At 68.5% G+C, this 17,246-nt stretch carries 18 protein-coding genes and 1 riboswitch; of the genes, 11 read left to right on the top strand and 7 right to left on the bottom strand.

Translation table 11 applies throughout. The features are described from left to right. The first annotated feature begins 12 nt into the window (after positions 1-12). From ACN675_RS08975 to ACN675_RS08965, 3 genes are read left to right on the top strand one after another with little or no spacing between them, the layout of a single operon-like run. Entirely contained in the window at positions 13-1,137 is a 1,125-nt protein-coding gene (locus ACN675_RS08975; RefSeq protein WP_420750520.1) for an MlaD family protein, read from the top strand. Further along, positions 1,134-2,393 (top strand): MlaD family protein, encoded by a 1,260-nt coding sequence (locus tag ACN675_RS08970; RefSeq protein WP_420750519.1) that lies wholly within the window; start codon positions 1,134-1,136, stop codon positions 2,391-2,393. The genes ACN675_RS08975 and ACN675_RS08970 overlap by 4 nt, the downstream gene beginning before the upstream one ends. Before the next feature lie 19 nt (positions 2,394-2,412). After that, positions 2,413-3,030 (top strand): hypothetical protein, encoded by a 618-nt coding sequence (locus ACN675_RS08965; protein ID WP_420750518.1) that lies wholly within the window; start codon positions 2,413-2,415, stop codon positions 3,028-3,030. A gap of 18 nt (positions 3,031-3,048) precedes the next feature. Here the strand turns inward: ACN675_RS08965 and ACN675_RS08960 are convergent, their stop codons facing one another. Then, positions 3,049-3,474: a hypothetical protein gene (locus ACN675_RS08960; protein ID WP_420750517.1), complete on the bottom strand. Its 426-nt coding sequence runs from the start codon at positions 3,472-3,474 to the stop codon at positions 3,049-3,051. A 249-nt stretch (positions 3,475-3,723) separates the two neighbouring features. Beyond that, on the bottom strand, positions 3,724-4,473 hold the full coding sequence (locus ACN675_RS08955; protein WP_420750516.1) for a TetR/AcrR family transcriptional regulator: 750 nt from the start codon (positions 4,471-4,473) through the stop codon (positions 3,724-3,726). Positions 4,474-4,682: 209 nt separating this feature from the next. Between ACN675_RS08955 and ACN675_RS08950 the strand changes: the two genes are divergently transcribed. Further along, complete coding sequence (locus ACN675_RS08950) at positions 4,683-5,480, top strand: SDR family NAD(P)-dependent oxidoreductase (RefSeq protein WP_420750515.1); 798 nt, start codon at positions 4,683-4,685, stop codon at positions 5,478-5,480. 48 nt (positions 5,481-5,528) lie between these two features. Here the strand turns inward: ACN675_RS08950 and ACN675_RS08945 are convergent, their stop codons facing one another. Beyond that, positions 5,529-6,797, bottom strand: a complete 1,269-nt coding sequence (locus ACN675_RS08945; RefSeq protein ID WP_420750514.1) for a cytochrome P450 — start codon at positions 6,795-6,797, stop codon at positions 5,529-5,531. A 211-nt stretch (positions 6,798-7,008) separates the two neighbouring features. Here ACN675_RS08945 and ACN675_RS08940 point away from each other — a divergent pair, with 211 nt between their 5' ends. After that, positions 7,009-8,547, top strand: a complete 1,539-nt coding sequence (locus ACN675_RS08940; RefSeq protein WP_420750513.1) for a coniferyl aldehyde dehydrogenase — start codon at positions 7,009-7,011, stop codon at positions 8,545-8,547. A gap of 10 nt (positions 8,548-8,557) precedes the next feature. Here the strand turns inward: ACN675_RS08940 and ACN675_RS08935 are convergent, their stop codons facing one another. Both ACN675_RS08935 and ACN675_RS08930 read right to left on the bottom strand, forming a co-directional pair. After that, positions 8,558-10,027, bottom strand: a complete 1,470-nt coding sequence (locus ACN675_RS08935) for a class I adenylate-forming enzyme family protein (RefSeq protein WP_420750555.1) — start codon at positions 10,025-10,027, stop codon at positions 8,558-8,560. Beyond that, entirely contained in the window at positions 10,024-10,827 is an 804-nt protein-coding gene (locus ACN675_RS08930; protein ID WP_420750512.1) for an enoyl-CoA hydratase/isomerase family protein, read from the bottom strand. Before ACN675_RS08930 ends, ACN675_RS08935 begins: the two co-directional genes overlap by 4 nt. Positions 10,828-10,921: 94 nt before the next feature. Between ACN675_RS08930 and ACN675_RS08925 the strand changes: the two genes are divergently transcribed. Both ACN675_RS08925 and ACN675_RS08920 read left to right on the top strand, forming a co-directional pair. Then, the gene (locus tag ACN675_RS08925; protein WP_420750511.1) at positions 10,922-11,827 is read left to right on the top strand and encodes an enoyl-CoA hydratase/isomerase family protein; all 906 of its coding nucleotides are present in this window, start codon (positions 10,922-10,924) and stop codon (positions 11,825-11,827) included. A 55-nt stretch (positions 11,828-11,882) separates the two neighbouring features. After that, positions 11,883-11,995: riboswitch (SAM riboswitch) on the top strand. A 27-nt stretch (positions 11,996-12,022) separates the two neighbouring features. After that, the gene (locus ACN675_RS08920) at positions 12,023-12,463 is read left to right on the top strand and encodes a hypothetical protein (RefSeq protein WP_420750510.1); all 441 of its coding nucleotides are present in this window, start codon (positions 12,023-12,025) and stop codon (positions 12,461-12,463) included. A gap of 67 nt (positions 12,464-12,530) precedes the next feature. On the opposite strand, the gene ACN675_RS08915 is transcribed toward ACN675_RS08920, so the two are convergent. Further along, entirely contained in the window at positions 12,531-13,247 is a 717-nt protein-coding gene (locus tag ACN675_RS08915) for an SOS response-associated peptidase (protein WP_420750509.1), read from the bottom strand. 105 nt (positions 13,248-13,352) lie between these two features. Between ACN675_RS08915 and ACN675_RS08910 the strand changes: the two genes are divergently transcribed. Beyond that, positions 13,353-13,976 carry a DJ-1/PfpI family protein gene (locus ACN675_RS08910; protein WP_420750508.1) on the top strand — a complete coding sequence of 208 codons (624 nt, stop codon included), beginning with the start codon at positions 13,353-13,355 and terminating at the stop codon, positions 13,974-13,976. A gap of 6 nt (positions 13,977-13,982) precedes the next feature. Here the strand turns inward: ACN675_RS08910 and ACN675_RS08905 are convergent, their stop codons facing one another. Beyond that, on the bottom strand, positions 13,983-15,164 hold the full coding sequence (locus ACN675_RS08905; RefSeq protein WP_420750507.1) for a trans-sulfuration enzyme family protein: 1,182 nt from the start codon (positions 15,162-15,164) through the stop codon (positions 13,983-13,985). 196 nt (positions 15,165-15,360) lie between these two features. Between ACN675_RS08905 and ACN675_RS08900 the strand changes: the two genes are divergently transcribed. From ACN675_RS08900 to ACN675_RS08890, 3 genes are all read left to right on the top strand, one after another. Then, positions 15,361-15,975 carry a hypothetical protein gene (locus ACN675_RS08900; RefSeq protein WP_420750506.1) on the top strand — a complete coding sequence of 205 codons (615 nt, stop codon included), beginning with the start codon at positions 15,361-15,363 and terminating at the stop codon, positions 15,973-15,975. A 35-nt stretch (positions 15,976-16,010) separates the two neighbouring features. Next, positions 16,011-16,544 carry a flavodoxin domain-containing protein gene (locus ACN675_RS08895; RefSeq protein WP_420750505.1) on the top strand — a complete coding sequence of 178 codons (534 nt, stop codon included), beginning with the start codon at positions 16,011-16,013 and terminating at the stop codon, positions 16,542-16,544. Next, positions 16,531-17,246, top strand: a 716-nt coding sequence (locus ACN675_RS08890) for a hypothetical protein (RefSeq protein WP_420750504.1), incomplete at its 3' end; no start/stop codon positions are given. The genes ACN675_RS08895 and ACN675_RS08890, both read left to right, overlap by 14 nt.

Raw genomic sequence — 17,246 nt, 5'->3', positions numbered from 1 at the left:
GGGCGGTCGCGGGTGCCTGCAGCACGGCAGGCACAGCAGTCACGGCTGTCGCCGATCGCGGTGGCCGTCGTCTGTGTGCTCTGCTGGGCACTCGCCGGCTGCTCGGTGGGGCTCGGCCAGCTCCCGCTGCCCGCCCCCGGGACAGGTGGCGACGGTTTCGTCGTCACCGCGATCTTCCGGAACGCGCTGAACCTGCCGGCGAAGGCGAAGGTCCGGGTGAAGGGCGCCGACGTCGGATTCGTACTGGACATGGAGGTCCGCGACTACCTGGCGGTGGTGCGGATGCAACTCCGGGACGGAACCCTGCTGCCTCAGGGCACGCGGGCAGAACTGCGTTCCGCGACACCGCTCGGCGACGTCTTCGTCGCGCTGGAACCACCCGTCGAACCCGATCCCGGAGGCGCGGTGTTGCAGGACGGCGACACCATCCCGGTGGAGTCGACGTCCGCGGGCGCGACGGTCGAGGAGGTGCTGTCGACGGCGGCGATGCTGGTCAACGGCGGTGCCATCCGGAATCTGACGAAACTCGTCAACGGTCTCGGTGAATCGGTCGGTGACGGCGGCGACGAACTGGGTGCGCTGATCCGCGAGTCCAGCACGCTGGTCGCGTCGCTGTCCGAGCGGACGGCGGAGATCGAAACGGTGCTGGGTTCGGCGAACCTCCTCGCCGCGACCGTCGTGGAGCGGCAGCAGAGCATCGATTCCGCGCTCGCCGCAGCCGGACCGGCCCTCGGGGTGGTCGCCGACAACACTCAGGCGGTCCTCGGCATGGTCGACCAGCTCACCCGGATCACCCGGCAACTGGAGCGGTTCCCGTCGATCCACGGGACGGGCGCGGGTGGGATGGTGCAGGACATCAACGAGATCGCCGCATGGCTGAACGCGGCAGCGACGGCGCCGGGCGCCAGCATCGACGACGTCAACCGGATTCTCGGCCCGATCATCAAGCTCACCAGCGGCACTTCCGGCCATGTCGACGTGTCGATCTCGCAGTTCGCGCTCGGCGCGTTCGACGACCCGAACTACCACGCGGATCCGGGATCGAGGCTCCCGGACGCGGGGGACTGGGAGCGTTTCGCCGGGTCGCTCGCGGTGACGATGTTCCGTCTCCAGCAACGGCTCGAGGGTCCGCGATGAGCACCCGGGTCGACGTCGTCGAGGTCTCTGCGCGGGGAGTGCTGTCCGGGGTGCGGTGGGGCCGGCGACACCGGACCGCGCTGTCGGTCCTGGCTCTGGTCGCGCTGCTCGTCGGCGGCGTCGCCTACCTGTTCCTGAACACGTTGGACCGCAATCCGGCCAGGGCGATGATTCGGGTGGAGGTCCGCCTCGCGCAGTCGGGTGGGCTGCTGCCGGGGCAGGACGTGACCTTGCGCGGGGTGTCGGTCGGCCGGGTCGAGTCGGTGGATATCGACGGCACGGGTGTCCGGGCGCTCGCGGTGATCGACGCCGCCGTGCCGATCCCGGCGACCGGGCAGGTCCGGGTGTCCAGCCTGTCCCCGGCGGGCGAACAGTTCCTGGATTTCCAGCCCACCACCGACGACGGCCCCTACCTCACCGACGGCTCCGTCGTCGACGAATCGAACACGGCGACCCCCGTCCCGATGGCGACGCTGCTGGAGAACATGGAGCCGATGCTGGCGCAGATCGACCCCGACGACCTGGCCGTGATCAGGAAGGAACTCGGGACCGGTCCCGAGGGGGTACGCAAACTGCGCGACATCGTGCACGGAGGGACGTTCCTGGTGTCCACGCTGCACGCGGTGCTGCCGCAGACCCTGGGAATCCTGCGCACCGACAAGGTCGTTCTGACCACCCTGTCCGAGACGGCGCCCGGTCTGGCCGCGACCGCGACGAATCTCGACGGCACCCTGCGCGGGGTCAGCGCGATGGACGGCGGCCTGCGGCAGTTGCTGGAGCAGACCCCGGCGACCGTGAGCAGCATCGACGCCCTGTTCGCCGACAACTCGCCGACGATGGTGCAGCTGCTGGGCAACCTGGTCACCGTGACGCAGATGGTCAACGTGCGCCTGCCGGCGCTGCAGGAGTTCTTGTTCCCGCAGCAGCGCGACGGGTCGACACTCCAGTCGATCGGGACGGTCTTCCGCGACGGTGGAATCTGGGGTGCGGTCGACGTCTTCCCGAGGGTGCCGTGCGACTATCCGCTGCCCCGGTCGGCCCCCTCCCGGCCGGACTTTCCCGAGCCGTTCCTCAATACGCATTGCCCCGATCCGCAGTTGCTTCCCCGCGGCGCGGCGGCGGCGCCGCGACCCCCGGGAGACGACACCGACAAGCCGGCGCCGGGCAGCGACCCGCTGGGCCGCACCAGCCCGACACCGCAAGGGCCGCAAACCCTGCCGACCCCGTACGCGGGGCCGCCGATCCACTTCAACTGAACCCGACCTGGAGGTAACCGTGAGCAGCGTCGAATATCCACTGCTGGAGGACGACCCGGACACCGTGACGGCAGAGGCCGACCGATCCGAGGCCGACCGATACGGTTCGGGGAACACCGTTGTCCCCGAGTCGGACACTGCGGCACCTGCCGCGGGGACGGCGCCGCGCCGTGTCCGCCCGGTGCTCGCCGGTGTGCTCGCCGCCGCGGTGTGTGCCGGAGCGGGGTTCGCCGGCTGGCGCATGTATTCCGACGCAGCGGTGGACCGCGCCGCGTCGGAGGCGCTCGAGACCGCGAGCAACTACGCCGTCACCCTCACCAGCATCCAGGCCGGTGACATCGACCGGAACTTCTCCGACGTCCTCGCCGGAGCGACCGGGGAGTTCCTGGACATGTACTCGCGGTCCAGCAGCCACCTCAAGCAGATGCTGGTGGACAACAACGCCACCAGCACCGGGACCGTGGTGGATGCCGCGGTGCGATCGGCAACCGCCGACGAGGCCGTCGTCCTGCTCTTCGTCGACCAGACGATCACCAACACCGCCAGCCCGGAACCGAGGGTCGACCGCAGCCGCGTGGTGATGACGCTCGACAAGGTGGACGGCCGCTGGCTGGTGAGCAGGGTCGACCTGCTCTGATCGCGCCGGCTGGCGCGATCACGCTCCGGGTAATGCCCGGAAACCCGTGTGGGTGATGACGATCCGAGCCGGGCCGTCGATGGTTTCCGGCCCACGGTCGATCGTTTGCTGCACGCCGCTGGAGCCGGATGCGCCGGGCGCCTCGCCGATCGCTGGGTCGACGAGATTGCGCCACTGGAAGTACTCGAGGCCGACCGGCGTCGACCGTTCCGCGTTGTCGTGCATGTGCCGCATGTAGAAGGGCAGATAGCCTGCTCGTTCGCTACCGCATTCGGGCACATCATGATCGACGATTTCGCCGTATCGGCGTTCGCCGCTTCCAGTCGAACGGTCAGGGTGGCACGCAGACCGAGTGTGGGCGTCGTCGGGATTGCCGAGGTGAGCTGCCAAGGCGACACCGGCTCCGAGCACGGTCAGTGCGGTTGCCGCCGCAATCGCGGCCATTGCTCGTCGGTGACTGTCCATGCTTCCCCCTGTGACTGTTCTTCGGTGCCGGTCGGCTCTCCGGCCGTGGTCACAGAATGGGATGCGGTGGGGAAGAGGAAATGTTCCGCGGATCGTCTGTTCGGTCGACAAGACCGGGGGAAGAAGCTCTCCGGTATCCGGACGTGCGCATGTCGGCGGGGCACTTCGCCGCCGTGGGATTTGTGGCTCGTCAACGCGACCGGAGCGCCGGCCGTCGTCGGCCGGACCTCAGTTGGTGACCGGTGCTGCGTTGCGCGCCTTCCCGGCGGATGACTTCGGGGTCTTGCCCTCGGCCTGCCGGGCCTCGAGCAGGCGGCTGGCCTGGTCGAGAATGCAGTCGAGACCGTATTCGAAGTTCCGGTCGTTGGGCGCCCCGCTCTGCAGTCCCTTCGCATTCGCCTCGGCGAGCAGCGGAGTGGTGTCACTCGAGATCGGAAGGAGTTCGTAGTACGCACCCGATGGCGCCTCGGACTGGCGGTTCTTCTCCTGCAGGCGCTGCAGCACGATCATGCCGTGCACGTGCAGCTGCACCGCCGAGTAGACGTCGACCGCGTCCTCGAGCGTGAACCCCGACTCGACGAGATTCGCGATGACGCTCTCGGTCTGCTTCGCGCCGAGCTGGGCGGCCTTGGGGCTCAACGCGGATCGGATCAGGATGAGGTCGCACAGAATCGGGTTCTTCACGAACGTCTCCCGGACGGTCCGTGCGTGGTTGCGCAAGGTGTCGCGCCAGTTCGAGGCCTCGACGAACGGCATCGCGTACGCGTACTCGCGCAGTGCCCGGTCGGCCATCGCGCTGAGCAGGTCGTCCTTCTTGCGGAAGTACCAGTAGATGCTGGTGACGCCGACATCGAGGTGCTTGCCGAGCATCGGCATGCTGAGATTGTCGATCGAGACTTCCTCAGCGAGTTCGAACGCGCCGTCGAGAATGTCGTCAGGGTTGAGGGAACCCCGTTCGCGCCGTGGCCGTTTCGCCATGTCACACTCCCAACTCTGTCGCGCCGCACCGTAGTGCCACCCGTCCGCCGAACCGGGTTCGATGCCGCCGGTCCGCCCGTACATGCCACCGCAAATGATACCGACGGGGGAACGGTCGGCTCGGCGGCGACCCTTCCCGACATCCTTACCGATAGTAATACAGTAACATCGTCGACAGTGATGTGAGGTGGGACGAGAGGCGGGACGTCGTGGATCTGGGACTTGCGGACGCGGCTGCGGTGGTCGTCGGTGGAACCCGCGGTATGGGCCTGGCCACCGCTCGATGCCTTGCCGAGGAAGAGGCGCGCGTCGCCGTCGTCGGCCGCTCGGAGGCTGCCGTCACCGCCGCGGCGCAGGACCTGACCGAGCGCGGCAGTCCGGCGGTGATCGGCCTGGTCGCCGACGTACGCGATGCCGCGCGTGTCGCATCGGTGTTCGCGGAGTTGGACCGACGATGGAACGGCCAACTCAACGTGCTGGTCAATGCGGTCGGACCGAACGTGCAGGGCAGTTTCGAGATACTGACCGACGACCAGTGGTACGAGGCGGTCGACGACGGCGTGCTGTCGATGGTCCGATGTGTCCGCGCAGCCCTGCCGATGCTGCGGCGCGCCGAGTGGGGAAGGATCGTGAACTTCTCCGCGCAGTCGACACAGCGGCAGAGTGTTTCACTCGCGGCCTACACCGCGGCCAAGGCGATGGTGACGAGCGCGTCGAAGAACCTGTCGCTGTTGCTCGCCCGCGACGAGATTCTCGTCAACGTCGTCTCACCCGGAACGGTGGTCACCCCGGCGCTGGTCGGCTGGGCCGCGTCGGTGGGTGTCGAGTCGGAGGATCCCTACCGGTTGATGGAACTCATCGCCACCGAATACGGCCACGCCGCGCAACTTCCGCGCGCCGGGAGGCCCGCGGAGATCGGTGCCGTCGTCGCGTTTCTGGCCTCGCGGCGCAATTCGTACATGACCGGGGCGAACGTGAACGTCGACGGCGGCTCGGATTTCACCTGAACCGAACCGCCGCCCGACGTTCCGGGGGGACCGATATCGGGGTGGCCGTCAGCGCAGGGAGATCGGCATCCGCTTGATGCCGTGCACGAAATCGCTGTGCACGTACTCGGGTTCGCCGACGCTGATGTCCGGCAGCCGCGTCAGGAGTTCGTGGAACAGATGCCGCAGTTCCATCTTCGCGAGCTGCCGCCCCAGGCACGAGTGCGGACCCGGCGCGCCGAAGCCGACGTGTGGATTCGGGGTTCGGGTGATGTCGAACTCGTGGGGCCGGTGGAACACGGACTCGTCGCGGTTGCCGGAACAGTAGAACAGCACGACCTTCTCGCCGGCATCGATCCTCGTGCCCGCGACCTCGGTGTCCTCCGTCGCGTGCCGGGCGAAGTGGATGACCGGAGTCGACCAGCGCACGAACTCTTCGACGGCACCGTCGATGCGTGCATCGAAGTCCGCGAGCAACCAGTCCCGCTGCTCCGGGTGGTCGACGAGCGCGGCGAGGGCGTGACTGCTCGCCTGCTTGGTGGTGTCGTTGCCCGCGGAACCGAGCAACACCATGAACGCGCCGATCTCCTCGTCGGTCAGGCGGTGGCCGTCGACCTCGGCGTTCACGATGTTGGTCATCAGATCGTCGCGGGGATCCTCGCGACGCGCAGCCGCCAGTTCGGTGCCGACGCCGGCGAGGATGGCGAGCTGGGTCATCAGGTGCGGCGCGCGTTCCTCGAGGGAGGAATACTCCTCGTCGCTGGCGCCGAACAGGCTCTCCACCGCATCGGCAATCTTCTCGCGATCTTCGGGAGCGACGCCGATCATGTCGGAGATCGTGCGCATCGGCATCTTGCGTGAGTACTCCGCAGCGAAATCCACCGTGCCGTTCGCCTCGAGATCGGCGACCAGTTCGTCGACGATCTCACGGGCACTGGTACGGATCTGGTCCTCGATCAATCGGATCTGTCTCGGGGTGAACGCGATGTTGATCAGGCGGCGATACCGGGTGTGCTCGGGCGGATCCATGGCGAGGAAGAAGGTCATCGCCCGCTGGATCTCGGCCGGCATCGGGTCCATGCTCACGCCCTGGCTGGAGCAGAACAACTCGTGGTTGCGGCTGACGTGCTGGATGTCGCTGTGGCGGGTGACAGCCCAGAATCCGGTCTCCGCGTGCGGGAAGATCGACGGGGTGGGCGGGTGCCAGCTCAGTCCGTCCTCGGCGCGCAGTGCGGCGAACGTGTCGTCCCGGGTGCGGAAATCGTTCTTCCAGAACTCGGGCGCCGAGATGTCGAGTCGGTGAAAGGGGCGCGGTGAGGTGGGAGCGTCGACGGTCATCGGGACACCTCCTGCGAACCGTTGGAAAGTGCTGCATGGGTGCGCAATTCGATGTAGTGTCGGCCGGTCACGGAATCCCCCTGCAGTCGAATTTCCGGTAGTGTGGTCGGTATTACAGTTGATGTTACGGGATCGGTATCCGCCGACGGGTCGAAGTTCGTGCGGTCGGCGTCGAGCCTGCTGATCCGACAGGACGGGGAAGGCTGAGCGAATGAGCACCGGCATCACCGACAATCCCGCCGACCTCCACCCGGCACCGGACCTCGCCACGCTGCTCGACGAGCAGCGTCGAGCGTTCCTGGCGGAAGGTCCGCCCACCGCGGCGGTCCGGCGGGACCGGATCGACCGTCTCGTCGCGATGGTCCTGGACAACCGCGACGCCTACGTCGACGCGCTGTCCGACGACTTCGGGACGCGTTCGCGCACGGGGACGCTGTTCACCGAGATCATGGGCATGCTCTCGGTGATCGAACACACCCGCGCACACATCGACAAATGGATGAAACCGCGCAACCCGAAGCCCGGCGCCCGGCTCTACGGAATCCGCGCCGAGGTGCAGCCCACCCCGCTCGGGGTCGTCGGCATCATCGGACCCTGGAACTTCCCGCTCAACCTCGTCGTACTCCCCGCAGCGGCCGCGTTCGCGGCCGGCAACCGCGTGATGATCAAGATGTCCGAGATCACCCGTCGCACAGCCGAACTCACTCGTTCGCTGGCGGCGTCCTATTTCGATCCGGCCGAACTCGCGGTCGTCACCGGCGGCGCCGATGTGGCCGCGGAGTTCTCCGCGCTGCCGTTCGATCACCTGTTCTTCACCGGCTCGACCCGTGTCGGGCAGCTCGTGCAGCGGGCCGCTGCGGAGAACCTCGTACCGGTGACCCTCGAACTCGGCGGGAAGAACCCGGTTGTGGTCGCACCGGACGCCGACGTGCACCGATCCGCCGAGCGCATCGCCCGGGCGCGAATGGTCAACGGCGGTCAGGTGTGCGTGTGCCCCGACTACGTGTACGTACCCGCCGACCGGATCGACGCGTTCACCGTCACGCTGCAGTCGACGCTGCGCGCGATGTTCCCGACCGTCGTCGGCAATGACGACTACACCGCGTGCGTCGACGCCGCGAACTACGAGCGGATCCTGGCCCTGCTCGACGACGCACGGGCCCGGGGTGCACGCATCGAGTCGGTCGTCCCTGCGGGCGAAGTCCTGCCCGACCCGGTAACCCGCAAGATCGCGCCGACCGTCGTCCGCGATGTCACCGACGAGATGCGCATCGCGAGCGAGGAGATCTTCGGACCGGTCGTGCTCGTCCGCCCGTACACCGCACTGGACGAGGTGATCGACCGGGTCAACGCAGGCCCGTCGCCGCTGGTCGCCTACTGGTTCGGTCCCGACGGTCCGGACTTCCGCCGGTTCGTCCGCGGCACCCGCACCGGAGGTGTCGCCCGAAACGACTTCGCGATCCACATGTTCCCCGACGATGCGCCGTTCGGCGGGGTCGGGCACAGCGGCATGGGTGCCTACCACGGCAAGGCCGGGTTCGATACGTTCAGTCACCACCGCACGATCGTCGGCACCGACCTGCCGTTCGTCGTCACCGCGATGGCGGCACCACCGTTCGCGGCCACGACCCGGAAGATCGTCGATCTCGCACTCAAGGCAGCCCACCGCCGTTCGCGGCGCCGTACCCGGGGCCGCCTTCCGCACACTCCGACGGACGGGCCGGCGCCCTCCGGACGCCTCGTGCCTTGACCGCAGCGGCTCAAGTGTTCCTGCTGGATTCGCGGGCCAGTGCGCGGACCGCGCCGAGATCGGCCTTGCCGGAGGGGGTTCGGGGAAGCGCGCCGACGACCACGATCCGTGCCGGAATCTCGTACGGCGCCAGCCGGGTTCGCAGGAACTCGACGAGCTCGCCTGCGCCGACCGATGCCTCGTAGCGCAGTTCGACGACTGCAACGGGCACCTCACCGAGCCGATCGTGCGGTGCCGCCACGACCGCGGCACCGGCAACCCAGGGATGCTGTTCCAGTGCGGCACGCACGTCGTCGGGCAAGATCTTGAAACCGCCACGAATGATCGCCTGATCGGCGCGGCCCAGGATCCACACGAACCCGTCCTCGTCGATGCGGGCGAGGTCGGTGGTGCGGATCCATTCCGACGTCGGACCGAGCTGGCCCGGTTTGACCTCGAGCAGACCGGGACGGTCGGCGGGCAGGACTGCACCATCCTCGTCCACCACCCGCAGTCGTGCCCCGCCGCTCGCTCGGCCGACGCTGCCGCGTTTCGTCTGCCAGTACCGGCGATGCTCGGGCAGGGTCCAGCCCGCAACGCCACCGCCGAACTCGGTCGCGGCATACGACGTGAGTACCGGTATCCCGAACTTGTCGTGGAAGGCATCCGCGTCGTCGGCGGACAGCGGTGCGGTGCCGGACGTGACGACCTCGATGGAGGCGAGGTCCTCGCGGGCGAGGTCGGAATGCAGCACCGCTCGCAGCGCGGCCGGCACCAGCGAGACCGCGCGCGGCCGGTGCGCGCGTACCGCGGCGATCCACCGCTCGAGCTCGAAGCGGGGGAGCAGCACGAACGGTCGGGCTTCGGTGACGCACTGCAGAACCCGGAACACCCCGCCGATGTGGACGAGCGGTGCGTTGACGACGGCGACACCGGTGCGCGGCCGGGTCGGTGCGGGGGCGCGGCTCGGGTCCGGTCCCAGGACGCTGCGAGCGAGCATGTCGTAGGTCAGGTCGATGCGCTTGGGAGGTCCGGTGGTGCCGCTGGTGAGCATCCGGACCGCCACACCGGTTCGGCCGGGGACTGCCCGGTCGACAGCCGCGGGCGTGAGGTGCGGTTCCGAATCGAGACCACGCAGTTCGAGAACTGCGGTGTCGGGTGTGGGTTCGACGAGAGCGTGCAGATCGTCGGGACCGCCGATGATCAGCGGCAACCGCAGTGCGGCGATGTCGGACCGTGTGCGATCGTCGCCGCGCACGGGGTTGATCACCACGACGGTGCCGCCGGCCGACAGGACGCCGAGCAGCGCGGCCACGAACTCGGGGCGGTTGCGCAGCAGGATTCCCACCTCGCCGTCGGTGCCGGGGGCCGACGCGATCCGCCGTGCCGCGTCGCGCATCCGTCGCCGCGACATCCATTCGTCGTCGAATTCGACCATCGGTGAATCCGGCGTGAGCGCGAAAACCGCGGCGATGCGGTCGGTCAAGGCGTGCGAGGTCACCGGCACTGCCACACGGGTGCTCGCTTCTCGACGAACGCGCGCGGGCCCTCGAGGGCGTCCTCGGTGCGGGTCACGCGTTCGCGGAACGACTCGGCCAGCATCTCCGCCTCGTGCAGCGGGACGTTCAAGCCCTTGACGATCGCCAACCGTGTTCCCCGAACCGCAAGGGGTGCATTGGAATTGACGATATCTGCGATCTCGTGGGCGCGGTCCAGAAGCCGGTCGTGCTCGACGACCTCGGTGACCATCCCTAATTCGTAGGCACGCGCGGCGCTCATCCGCTCGTGTTTGCCCATGAGTGCCATGCGCAGGGCAACCGACCGGGGCAGCACCCGCGACACCCGGACCACCTCGCGGCCGGCGACCAGGCCGATGCTCACGTGGGGATCGAAGAAGGTGGCCTTCTCCGAGGCGATCACGATGTCGCCGGTGGTGACCCAGTCGAGTCCTGCGCCGCAGCACAGGCCGTTGATCGCGGTGACGATCGGCTTGGTCATGGTCCGGAACGGTGGCGTGCCCTCCTGCGGCGCCTCCCACTGTTCGTAGGTGGACAGGTACGGGCGTTCGTTGACCACCTTGCCGTCGCCGGGGATCTCCTTGACGTCGGCCCCGGTGCAGAACGCGCGGCCGGCTCCGGTGACGACGAGCGTCCAGACCTTGTCGTCGTTCTCCGCCTCGGTGTACGCGGCGCGCAGTTCGGTGATCATGTGCGGGCTGAGCGCGTTGAGGGCTTCGGGCCGGTTCAGCGTGAGGGTGGCCGTGTGCCCGTCGACTTCGTACTCGATCGTGTCGAACGGCATGTGTTTCCTTCTGCGGAGATGACAGCCATACTGGTATATCTACAGTATCCCATACCGTTATGTATGATCCAGCGAAAGCGGAAGAGAGACAACGATGACGAGCTCCAGTGCCGCGGACGGACGTGTCCTCTTCGACGTGGATCCGGATCGCCGCATCGCGACCGTCACCCTCAACGACCCCGGGCGCCGCAACTCCTACGACGCGCCCATGCGCGACGCCCTTGCCCGGTATCTCGACGACGCTGCGCAGGACGACGACATCACGGTCGTGCTGCTCCGGGGGGCCGACGGCGTGTTCAGCACCGGGGCCGACATGAACAACGCGTACGGCTGGTACGGCAAGGACGATGGGGACCGTCCGCGGAAGACCCGGCCCAGCCAGCGGCGCCGTCTCACCGTCGACCGCAAGACGTTCGGCTTCTACCACGAGTTCCTGGGCTATCCGAAGGTTACGGTCGGTGAGATCAGCGGCTACGCGCTCGGCGGCGGGTTCGAGATGGCGCTGATGACCGACATCTCCGTGATTGCGCGTGACACACGCATCGGGATGCCCGCGACCCGGTTCCTCGGCCCCGCGCTGGGCAGCCTGCACATGTTCTTCCACCGGCTCGGCCCGGTACTCGCGCGCCGGTTGCTGCTGACCGGCGACATCGTCGAGGCCGCATCCGTCGAACACCTCGGAGTGTTCACCGAGACGTGCGAGCCCGGCGCGGTCACCGCACGCGCCCGGTACTGGGCGGAGAAGGCCGCGAAGATGCCGGCCGACGGTGTGGTGATCGCGAAGGAGGCGTTCCGGCTCGTCGAACAGAGCCAGGCCTATCAGGGCGAGGAGGTCGCGAGCTACCTGTTCCACGCGTTCGGCACCAACCTGCAGTTCGGGCCGGGTGAGTTCAACTTCGTCCAGACGAGGGCCGAACACGGGACCAAGGAAGCATTCCGCCTGCGCGACGAGCACTTCCACGTCCCCGATCCCGGCGGCTCCGCCACCGGTGTGCACTAATGGCGGTTGGGGCCGCCACAAGTGCACACCGAGGGGATGCGGTACAGTGACGGTGCTTCACGAGTTGCCGTCGCAAAGCCCCGACTTGACGGCACGCCAACCCCACGCTCGCGGGTGGCTCGGGTGACGAAGCGGTCCGAGACCGACCGGCTCGGACAGGAGCGCCCCGTCCCGGGGCTTACCCGGAGGAACACGATGATCCTTGTCGCCCGCTCGATCGTCCGCGCCGCCACCACGTGCGGCTCGTACCACGACGGCCATCACGTCCATCACATCCGTGCCCGTCGCGCCCTCGCGGACCGCGACCTCGCGGTGCACGTGCTCGTCGAGATCGTCGACGGCGATACAGTCCGATTGTCCTGGGATGGAAACAGATTCGAGTTCCATCACCACGACGTCGACGCGATCGCCCAGGCTCTCGACCTCGGCGGTGACGTCGGCGAATGGATCCCGCGATGGCGCGTCCTCGTGCTGCCCGGCCGGGAACCGGACGACCGCACGGTGTTCACGCTGAGCGATTCGGAACACTGGACCGACTGCACCTCACCGAAACTGCCGGAACACCCACGCTCGCGTCCCGTGCACCGAAGCGAACCGCGGCGCCGCCGGAGCTCCGCGGGGCACCGGTCACGGTAGATCACCGGTCCGATCGACGGGTCGCCGATCATCCGCCCGATCCCGCTCGATTCATCGGTGCGACCGATCAGCGGTTCACCGGCAGCAGCAGTTCCGGCGAATTGTTGCGCGGATTGTTCACCGCGGTACTCACCTCGTACGGGTCCAGATGCGGCTCCGGGATCGAGTTGAGCAGCGCCTCGACGTCGTCACGGTCGGTGAGGGTCGCGTCGAGCCAGGGATCGATGAACGGCTCCGGCAGCAGCACCGGGGAACGGTCGTGGATGTGCCCGGCCGCGTCGGTCGCCGGCCGGGTGAGTACCGTGCACGTCCACAGCCACCGGTTCGGATCGTCCTCGGGCAGCTCCGGATTCGGCCACAGTTCGTACAGACCGGCCATCGCGAGCGGTTTGTCGGCGTGGAGGAAGAACGGGATCTTCTTGCCGTCCTCGTCCTTCATCCACTCGTAGTAGCCGTCGGCCGGCAGAATGCAGCGCCGCCGCGCCGCGGCCGCCTTGAACGCGGGTTTGCTCGTGACGGTCTCGGACCGCGCGTTGATCATGCGGGAACCGATCTTCGGGTCCTTCGCCCACGACGGCACCAGACCCCACTTGACCGTGCTGTTGAGCTGCCGCACCGGCTCGGCATCGGGTTCCTCGCGCGGGGCGCGTTCGAGCACGACGTTCACCCGCTGGGTGGGTGCGATGTTGTACGACGGGGGCAGTTCGTCGCCGACCGTGGCTGCGGTCTCGTACGCCGCGATCAGATCGTCGCGGGTGCTCGTGCTCGCATAACGTCCACACATCGGGCACTCCTTCCCGTGGTTCGGCTCACGTCCCATCCTGCCGGAACGGTGGACGATCGGTGGCGATGTCGTCCGGGGCGCGCCGCGCCGTGCAAGACTCGGCGGGTGACCGGATCGACGACGCGCAGCGTCTCCATCGTCCTGTTCGACGGCTTCGAACTACTCGATGTCTTCGGACCCGTGGAGTTGCTGAGCAGGCTCCCCGATTCGGTCGACGTGCTGATGCTCGGGCCGCAGGAAGGTCCGGTCCGCAGCAGCCAGGGAACCGAGGTCGTTGCGACCGCGAGTCACCGCGACGCCCCGGAACCGGACATCGTGATGGTGCCCGGAGGGATGGGCACGCGTTCCCTGGCGTGCGACGAACGGTTCCTCACCTGGCTTCGTGAGTGGGCCTCGACCGCGACGATCGTGACATCGGTGTGCACCGGTTCCGCACTGCTCGCGGCCGCCGGGCTGCTGGACGGGTATCGAGCGACGTCGAACAAGCTCGCTTTCGAGTGGGTAGCCGGTCACGGCACCGATGTCGAATGGGCACCGAGCGCCCGATGGGTGCACGATCGCGACCGGTGGACCTCGTCCGGGGTGGCCGCCGGCATGGACATGACGGGTGCTCTGCTCACCTACCTGTTCGGCCGCGAGGAGGCCGAACGTGCCGCGCGCGAGATCGAGCTGGGGCTGCACACCGACCCCGACCGTGATCCGTTCGCCGTGGCGCACGGACTCGAATAGCCGAACTCAGTGTTCGACGACGTCGAGCGCCCGGGTGAGGTCGGCGATCAGATCGTCGGCGTCCTCGAGCCCGATCGACAGGCGGATCATCGATCCCGTGATCCCGCGCCGTTCACGTTCTTCGGGCGTCAGGTCGTAGTGGGTGGTGGTGACCGGTTGCGTCACCAGGCTTTCCACCCCACCGAGGCTCGGCGCCAACGCGAACAACTCGAGCCGGTCCACGACCTGCACGGTCGTCTCGGCGTCCGCCGCGACCTCGATGGTGACGACCCCGCCGAAGCCGGACATCTGCTTCGCTGCCAGCAGGTGACCGGGAAAGCTCGGCAAACCCGGGTACAGCACTCGCGACACTCGCGGATCGGCCTCCATCGCCTCGGCGACCGCCTGCGCGTTGGCATTGTGCTGACGCACCCGGAGGACGAGGGTGCGCAGGCTGCGCGACAGCATCGACGCCGTTTCCGGCGCGATCGTCGAACCGAAACTCTTCCGCCAGGCCTTCAGCGGTTCGACGAGTTCGGTTGCGCCGAGCACGAATCCGGCGGTGACATCGGAATGCCCACCGAGGTACTTCGTCGCCGAATACGAGACCAGGTCGGCACCCAGCTCCAGCGGGCGCTGATTGACCGGCGAGGCGAAGGTGTTGTCGACCGCGACCTTCGCGCCGTAGCGGTGGGCCAGGCCCGAGATCGCGGCGACGTCGTAGATGCCCAGCGCCGGGTTGGTCGGAGTCTCGAAGAACACCAGTTTCGCTCCGGCGCTCAGCACGTCCTCGAGCCGGTCGAGTTCGTCGCCCAGCAGGAACGTGGTGGTGATACCGAGCTGCGCGAGCTGATTGCCGAGCAGTTCCATCGTGCCGCCGTAGGCGTCGCCCACGCACACGATCCCGTCGCGGCCGTAGTGCGCGAACAGCGCGGTCTCGGCCGCCATGCCCGAGCAGAACGCCAACGCGATCTCGGCGCCCTCGATCGAGGCCATCGTCTCCTCGAGGGCGAAGATCGTCGGGTTCAGGCCGTAGCGGGTGTAGAGCGGGCCGCGGACGCGTCCGTCGGCGACGTCGAGCAACGCCGCGGTGTTCTCGAACGCGAAGGTCGTGGTGTTGTAGACCGGCATGTGCGGCGCACCGTGGGCGTCGGTGACGGTGGTGCCGTGAATGGCCCTGGTAGACCGACCCGCTGATGCATCCTTCACGCCTTCGCTCCGTTCGATGGGACTTCTCGGACGTAACCGAGTATCGCGGATGCACGGTTCGGCCCGTCGAGCCGCCTTCCCGGGGGACTTCCGTCGACAACGAGAGGACCTCTGCCGACAACGATGGGGCCGTGCCGACCATGGGCGCGGCGTAACGTCTCCGCTGTCTGTGTCACCGAGACGACGGGACTGGGCGATGACTGCGAGCGATCCTGCACCGAACCCGCTCGGAACCGGCGGCGAACCGGACGACCGGCCGGAACCGTTGCCGCTGCGCACGGCGCTGCCGCGTCTCGGGCGCTGCGCCGGACGCACCGCGTCGCTTCTGGCCCACCGGCGTCTGCATCTCCCGACCGGCAACAAGGGCCGGACGATGACCTTCGCCGACGGAACGTCCGCGGTGATCTACCGGGAAACCGTGGCGGATCGCGACGAGCCGGCAGAACCGGTGATCCTGGTGGTCACATTCCGGCTACGGGGTGTGCGCGGCCGTGGACACGCGCTGTTCCGAGCGGAAAGCCTGCTCAACACACCCCTGTTCGCAGGCTTTCCCGGGTTCGTGTCGAAGCTGTGGCTCACCGCGGACGAGGCCGGCCGGTACCGGGGCTTCTACCAGTGGGACGGTGCCGACAGCGCGCGCGACTACGTCCGCGCCCTGTGGTGGCCGCTCGCGCTGGTCAGCGACCGAGCCTCGATCCGCTACCGCGTGCTGCCGGGTCTGTACTGCGACGACGTTCTCCCCGCCGCCGGGCGGGACCGCACAAGCGCCACCGACGCCGGCGAGTGGTGGCGGCCGAGCAGGATTTCGTGAGGTCGCCGGAGGGACCTGCCACGGGAGGGTGACACATGAAGGTGCTGGTCGGATACGCGACCGCGAAAGGATCCACACGGGGAATCGCGGAACGCATCGCCGCGGCATTCGAGCGGGCCGGTCATACCGCAGACGCGAAGGAGCTGTCGGGCATCGACTCGGTCGACGGGTACGACGTCCTCGTCGTCGGCAGCGCGATCCACAACGGACAGTGGCTTCCCGAGGCAGCGGCCGCGCTCGACCGGCTCGGCCCGGACCTGACGGGTCGTGCGGTGTGGGCATTTTCGGTGTCGTCGGTGGGCGCGACGAGCAGCCTCCTGGCGTCCGGGGTCGCGCGATACCTGCGGCGGGTGACACCCGAACCGAAGGCAGTGGAGACGCTGCAGTCGACGGCGGACGTGCGCGGGCACCACTTCTTCGCCGGCTCCATCGCGCCCGGCGACTGGCCGGGCCTCGGCCGGATCCTGTTCCGGCTGATGGGCGGGCGCTACGGCGACGCCCGGGACTGGGCCGACGTCGACGGGTGGGTCGCCACCGTCCGGGCCGGGACCGACGATGACGTCCGGTAGTGCACCGACGGAAACCTCGGGGACGGGCCGACTCGAGGGGCGCGGGCTGACGGTGCGGCGATGGATCGTGCTGTGCGCGTGCGCGGAAACGATCGGGATGACGGCGTCGTCGCTCGCCGCGAAGATCGCACAACGAGTCCTCGGCGACGATCCCCACGGCGCGGTGTTCGCGGCGGCACTGGCCGTGGTGGTCGCGGGCGGACTCGTCGAGGGTGGGGCGCTGGGCGCTCTGCAGGCGCGGGGTCTGCGGCGGCGCCTGCCGCGGCTGAACGCGTGGGCGTGGTTCGCGGTGACGACCGCCGTGGCCGGTGTCGGCTGGGCGGTGGCGTCCGCGCCGGGAGTGCTCTCGACGGACGAGGGAGGCCCGGAACCGCCGCTGCTCCTCGTGCTGGCCGGTGCTCTCGCGCTCGGGGCGGTCATGGGTGCGGTGCTCGGCGGGGCGCAGGCGGCGGTGCTGCGCCGCGTCGTCGATCGGCCTCCGCGGTGGATCCTGGCCAACACGCTGGCGTGGCCGCCCACCATGGCGGTGATCTTCCTGGGAGCGACGACGCCCACGAGCACGTGGTCGGTACCGGCGGTCGGGGCGTCGGGCGCGGTGACCGGCCTCGTCGCAGGAACCGTGCTGGGCGTCGTGACCGGAAGGTATCTGCCCGGCGCGTCGTCGGCGCCGTCGTCCGAACGAATGTACCGCTCGTCTCCTTG

The sequence above is a fragment of the Rhodococcus sp. O3 genome (assembly GCF_048897285.1).
In the GTDB taxonomy this organism is placed as follows: Bacteria; Actinomycetota; Actinomycetes; order Mycobacteriales; family Mycobacteriaceae; genus Rhodococcus.
This window is presented reverse-complemented; position numbering and strand designations above follow the sequence as displayed.